Source organism: Streptomyces longispororuber, assembly GCF_014656095.1.
GTDB lineage: Bacteria > Actinomycetota > Actinomycetes > Streptomycetales > Streptomycetaceae > Streptomyces > Streptomyces longispororuber.
Window position 1 is genome coordinate 1 of the sequence record NZ_BNBT01000257.1, and the last position, 6,452, is coordinate 6,452.

The 6,452-nt window shown below is 73.7% G+C and carries 2 protein-coding genes; both read right to left on the bottom strand.

Going from position 1 to position 6,452, the window contains the following annotated elements; genetic code table 11:
* Window positions 1-2,298, bottom strand: a 2,298-nt coding sequence (locus IE330_RS37400) for a condensation domain-containing protein (protein WP_190140645.1), incomplete at its 3' end; no start/stop codon positions are given.
* Window positions 2,299-2,766: 468 nt separating this feature from the next.
* A partial coding sequence (locus IE330_RS37405; protein ID WP_190140646.1) for an SDR family NAD(P)-dependent oxidoreductase occupies window positions 2,767-6,452 on the bottom strand: 3,686 nt, incomplete at its 5' end.

The following is a 6,452-nucleotide window of genomic DNA, read 5'->3' on the forward strand; positions in this document are numbered from 1 at the left end:
CGGCGCACCCGCCGACCCCCGCCAGCCCTCCTGGGCCTGGAAGGCCGTCGCGTAGAACGACTCCGTCTGGCCGTAGGGGTTGACGACGCGTACGCCCGGAATGGCCTCGCGGGCCCGCTCCACCAGGGCCGCCGACAGGGCCTCACCACCGAAGACGACGGTGTCGGCCTGGATCTTCCCGCCGACCTGGTCGAGGAGTTCGGCGAACACGGACGGCACCGAGCTGATCACACTGCCCGACCAGCCGCCGCGCTCGGCGACCACCAGCGGATCGCGCACGACCTCGACCGTGCCGCCCACCGACAGGGTGGTGACGATCTCGAAGACCGACACGTCGAAGTTGATGGAGGTCCCCGCCAGCATGCGGCAGCCCGCCTCCACGCCGACCACCGCGGCCAGACGCGTGACACCGTTGACCACCCCGCGGTGGGTGACCGCCACGCCCTTGGGCTTGCCGGTCGAGCCGGAGGTGTACATCACGAAGGCGGTGTTGTCCGGCAGCAGCCCGGTCGCGGGGCGGTCCGCCGCGCCGCTGTCCAGGTCGAACTCGTCGAGCCGGAGCCGGGGGGCACTGTCGTCGGCGGGCAGCACCGACTCGGTGTCCGTGTCGGTCAGGATGAGCTGCGGGCGGGCCTCGGAAAGGATGTGGCCGAGGCGGGCGCTCGGGTAGCGGGGGTCGATGGGCACGTAGGCCGCACCGGACTTGAGGATGCCGAGCAGCGCCGTCACCAGGTCCGCCGTGCGCGGCAGGGAGAGCCCGACGAGCGTCTCGGGGCCCGCGCCCCGCCGGATCAGCTCGTGCGCGAGGCGGTTGGACCGCTCCTCCAGCTCCCGGTACGTCAGGTCCTGGAACTCGGTGGTGACCGCGACGGCGTCCGGGGTCAGCCCGGCCTGCCGCTCGAAGAGCTGGGCGACGGTCAGCTCGGGGGTCGGCTCGGCCGTCTCGTTGCGCCCGGCGAGGACGCCCCGCTCGGCGGCGGAGAGCACGTCCACCGCGCCGAGCCGGGTGGTGGGGTCGTCCGCGAGCGCCCGCAGGATACGGACGAAGCGGGCCCCCATCTCCTCGACGGTCTCCCGGTCGAACAGATCGGTGGCGTACTCCAGCATGCAGGTCAGGCGGCCCTGCTCGTCGGCGGAGAAGTTGAACTCCAGGTCGAACTTGGAGGTCTTGTTCGCGACGGCCTCGAGCGTGACGGTCAGGTCCGGCAGGTCGAGCTCGACGTGGGCGACGCTCTGCCAACTGAACATCACCTGGAAAAACGGGTGGTAGGCGGTGGAACGCTCCGGGTTCAGCGCCTCGACGAGCCGCTCGAAGGGCACGTCCTGGTTCTCGTACGCGCCGAGCGCCTTGTCCTGGACGCGGTCGAGCACCTGCTCCAGCGAGGGGTTGCCCGACAGGTCCGTGCGCAGCACCCAGGTGTTGACGAAGAACCCGACGAGGTCGAGCAGCGCCTCGTCGGTGCGTCCGGCGACGGTCGAGCCGATGGTGACGTCGTCCCCGGCGCCGAGGTGGTGCAGCAGCATGGCGAGGGCCGACTGCATCACCATCGCCTGCGTCAGGCCCCGGCGGCCGGCCACCTCCGCGACGGCGGCCGCGAGGTCGGCGTCGACCGTGAAGGGGACCACGTCACCCTCGTGGCTGGCCTTCGACGGCCGCGGCCGGTCCGTGGGCAGCCGCAACTGCTGCGGCGCGCCCGCGAGTTCGCGACGCCAGTACGCGAGCTGCGTGGACAGCACGCTCGTGGGGTCGTCCGATTCCCCGAGGTACTCCCGCTGCCACAGCGTGTAGTCCTTGTACTGCACGGGCAGCTCGGGCCAGTCCGGCTCCTGGGACCGCACCCGGGCGGTGTAGGCGGTGGCCAGGTCCCGGCTCAGGGGCGCCACCGACTCGCCGTCGGCGGCGGCGTGGTGGACGACGAGGACCAGGACGTGCCGCCGCGGCCCGCTGCGCAGCAGCCGCACCCGCACGGGTATCTCGCGGGACAGGTCGAACCGGTGGGAGGCGGCCTCGGCCACCGCCGCGTCCACGCCCTCGGGCGCCACGTCGACGACGGGCAGGTCCGCGAAGTGGCCGCCGGCGGGCTCGATCCGCTGCACGGGCCGGCCCTCGCCGTCCTCGACGAACAGCGTGCGCAGGCTCTCGTGCCGGGTCACGACGTCGCGCAGCGCCAGGCGCAGGGCGTCCACGTCCAGCGCTCCGTCCAGGTGCAGCACGAACGGGACGTTGTACGTCGCCGACGGGCCCTCGAGCCGGTCGATGAACCACAGCCGGCGCTGCGCAAAGGACAGAGGGATCATTTCGCTTTTACTCCTCGGTAAGTCTTCCTGCGCAGACGGGTCCATTGCGGGCGCGAATGGAGCGCCGATGGCACACGAACTCGACGTGCGTGGTCTTCGGGAATCTCAGTGAGTGAGCCTGGCATTCGGTCCACGTCGCGTCTGCCGCGCATTCCGCGTGGGCTCGCGGAGGGGGCGGCACTTCGGGCTGACGGCGGAGCGACGCTTACTTTTCCCGCAGCGCCGGGCGGGGTCAAGCAAATTCCGTGCGGAACAGCGCCCCGACCGGCGCCGATGTCCTGTCGCCAGGAAATCGGGACACCGTCCCGGCCGCGGCGGCCGGGCCCGCGGGCGGCGTCACGGCACCGCCCACGGCGGGCACACCGGGCCGGGCACACGGGCGGGCGGAGGGCGGTCCCCAGGGCGCCGCGGCGGCGCCGGGACGGCCACCCCGTCCGCGAGGTGCCGCCCCGGCCCGCCCGGTGCCGCTCAGTGGGCCGTGTGCCGCTCCACGAACTCCGCCATCGCCTCGACGGTCGGGTGCTCGTACAGCTCCTGCGTCGGCACCCGGACCGCGAAGGCCTCGTCGACCAGGGCGAGCAGCCGCGTCGCCCGGATCGAGTTGCCGCCGAGGTCGAAGAACGAGTCGTCCCTGCCGATCTCGGGGTGGTTCAGCGCGTCCGACCACAGGGCCGCGATCCGCCGCTCCATGTCGGTGGCGGGCGCCGTGAAGTGGCGCTTGGGCCGGTCGGCGGCCGTGTCGGCGAGCAGTTGGGCGACGTCGACACCGCCCGTCGCGTCCCTCGGCACCCGGTCCACCCGCACGAGCCGCACCGGCACCGGGCAGTCCCGCACGGCCGGCGCCACGGCCGCGTGCACGGCCTCCGTATCGACGCCGTCGGCGGTGTAGGCGACGAGCAGTTCACCGACCCGCAACTGCTCCGGCACCAGTTCGTCGACAATGGCCGGATGCGCCAGGTCGAGGCCCACGATCACATAGTGGTGCGGTGTCGAGATGCCTTCGGTGAACAGCCGGAGTCCGTCCGTCGCCTCGATGGAACGGAAACCGCGGCTGCGCGCCGGAGCGTCGGACTGGTTCTGGTTCATGCCGACGCCCTTCCACATGCTCCAGGCGAGGCAGTGCACCGACCGGCGGCGTTCGTGGTGCCAATGGTCCGCGAATCCGGCGAGAAAGCCGTTTGCCGCGGCATACGCGCCGAAGGAATGGCCGCCGAACTCGCCGTTCACGGAGCCGAAGAGCACGAGCGAGGCGTCGGGGCGCGCCGCGAGCACGTCCGCCACCGCGAGCGTGCCCGCGACCTTGGCGCCGTACTGGGCGGCGAACGTGTCCGCGGTCTCGGCCGCCACGGTGTGCCGTTCGAGGTCGGCCCACTGGCCCGTCGGGTCCGTCCCCGCCAGGTGCAGGGCACCGTCGAGACGGCGCCCCCAGCGCGCCTCCGCCGCGGTGACCGCCGCCTCCAGCGCGGCCCCGTCGGTGACGTCGAGCCGCTCGTACACGACGCTGCCGAGCGCGGTCAGCTCCGCCAGCCTGGCCGCCCTGTCCCCGTCGGCGGGGGACCGGCCGACGAGCAGCAGCCGCGCCCCGTAGGCGGCGGCGAGATAGCCCGCGACCTCGTACGCGATGCCGCCGAGCCCGCCGGTGACCAGGTAGAGACCGCCCGCCACCAGCGGCGGCGCGGCCTGCGCCCCCTCCTCGGCGACCGGCGCCACCTGCGGCTTCCAGCGCCGTCCCGCGCGTACCGCCACGACGCCGGTGCCCGCCCGGTCGGCCAGCTCGGCGCGCACCGCCCCCGGCCAGGCGCCGGGGTCGGCGGGCAGGTCGAGCTGGCGGATCACGTGGCCGGGGTTCTCGGCCACCGCGGTCCGCACCAGCGCGGGCAGCGCGCAGGTGCCCAGGTCGACGGCGTCCCCGTCGCGCACGTACACCGCGCCACGGGTGACGAGGAGCAGCGGCGGGCGGCCGTACGACCCGTCGGCGAGCGCCCCGACGAGGGCGGACAGCTCCGCCGTCGCCGCGGTGAGACGGGCGTGCGGGTCGCCGCCGCCGGACAGCGGCGGGGCGAGGACGACGGCGGCGACCGGGCCGTGGGCCTCGGTCACGGCCGCGAGCAGCCGCCGCAGCTCGTCGCGGTCGTCCGTGCGCGCCTCGTACCGGTGGGGCGCCCGCTCGGCGAACCGCTCCCCCCGGCGGACGGTGACCAGCGGCCCCTCGACGCCCAGGCGCTCGGCGTCGCCGTCGTCGGCGATGACGAGCCGCACCCCGCCGTCGGCACCGTCCCCGGTCGCCGCGGTGGCGGGCAACTCGGACAGCTCGGTCCACTGCCGCCTAAACAGCCAGGTGTCCGGCACCTCCTCGGGCTCCTCGCCGCCGATGACCCGGTCGGCGAACGTCCCGGCGTGGAACGCGGTGACGAGCGCGGCGCGCTGCACCTTGCCGCTGCCGGTCTTCGGGAACTCCGCCTCGGTGACGGGCACGAGCAGGTCGGGCGCGATGCCCACCTCGCGGGCCAGCAGCGCCCGCACCTCCTCGGTGACCGCGGCCAGCGCCTCGGCGTCCCAGCGCAGCGGCACGAAGAACACCACGAGCCGGTCGGACTCGGCGCCCGGCTCGCGCACCCCGGCGGCGGCCGAGAACGTGACCTTCACGCCCTCGGCCCGCTCCACGACGCTCTCGATCTCGTGCGCCATGTAGTTGATGCCGCGCACGATGATCTGGTCCTTCTTGCGCCCGGCGATCACGATCTCGCCGTCGTGGACGAACGCGAGGTCGCCGGTGCGGAACCAGCCGTCCTCGTCGAACGCCTCCCGGTTGGCCTCCGGGTTCGCGTAGTAGCCGTGCATCATCGTCAGACCGCGGATGCGCAGCTCGCCCAGGCGGTCCTCGGGCAGCTCCCGGCCGGAGTCGTCCACGACGCGCAGCCGCACCCCCGGGATGGGGCTGCCGACCGTCGAAAGGACGACCGCGTCCTTCGCGCCGGGGTCGACGTGGCGGATGCTCCCGGTCAGCGAGGCGGGGTCGATGGCGACGGTGCCCGCGCGGTGGTCGTCGCGGTGCTGGCGGGTGTAGGTCACCCCGGAGCAGGTCTCGGACATGCCCCACGCCGGCCGCATGGCGTCGGCGCGCAGCCCGTACGGGGCGAGCAGCTCCAGGAACCGGTGGCTGGTCGCGGCGATCACCGGCTCACCGCCGTTGACGATCTCGCGCAGACACGACAGGTCCCAGGAGCGGTTGCCGCGGATCTCCTCGGCGTGCTCGTTGACCAGGGCGTAGACGAAGTTCGGCGCCCAGGTGTTCGTGACCCGGTAGCGGTCGACCCAGTCGAGCCAGAGCAGCGGGTCGCCCAGGGCGTGCTCGGTCCTGGCGTTGACGTGCAGGCAGCGCAGGAAGACGTCGCGGACGTTGTAGAAGGCGACCGTGACGTGGTCGAACGGCATGTAGATGAGGCTGATGTCGTCACCGGTGAGACCGGAGTGCTGGATGACGGCCAGCGAGCGGGCCACCAGGCTCGCGTGGGTGTGGTGGACGCACTTGGGCATCCCGGTGCTGCCCGAGGTGAGGAGGTTGAGCGCCGGGGACTCGGGGGTGGCGGGGAACCAGTCGCCGTCGGGCGGGCAGGCCACGAGGTCGCCGACGGTCAGGACCCGCACGTCCGGCTCGCCCCACAGCTCCCGCACCCCGGTGAGCGCGTCGACGGTGGCGTCGTCGGTGAGCAGCACGGGCCGCCCGAGCAGCTCCCAGGCGTTGTGCAGCTTGCGGTTGGTCTCGTTCTCCGCGCGGTACGTGGTGGCCACGCCGACCGGCGTCGGCACGAAGCCGCCCAGCAGGCACGCCCAGAACGCGGTCAGGAACTCCTTGTTGTCCTCGAACTGGAACAGCGCCGCGTCCCCGGGGCGCAGCCCGGCGGCGCGCAGTCCGGCGAGGACCCGCTCGGCGTCGGCGAGCAGCTCCGCGTAGCTCTGGAACACGTCGTCGTGTCCCTTGGTCAGGTACACCGTCCCCTTGTCCGGCGCGAGCCGGGCCGCCGCGCGCAGGGCCTCCTGCAAGGTGGCCGGCGCGTCCTCGGGGGCCCTGAGGGGGCCGCCGTCCAGGAAGGCGGGCACGGCGTCGCCGAGGTCCTGGTCCGCCGCGGGCGGCGGCGCGGCCGCGGGGCGCG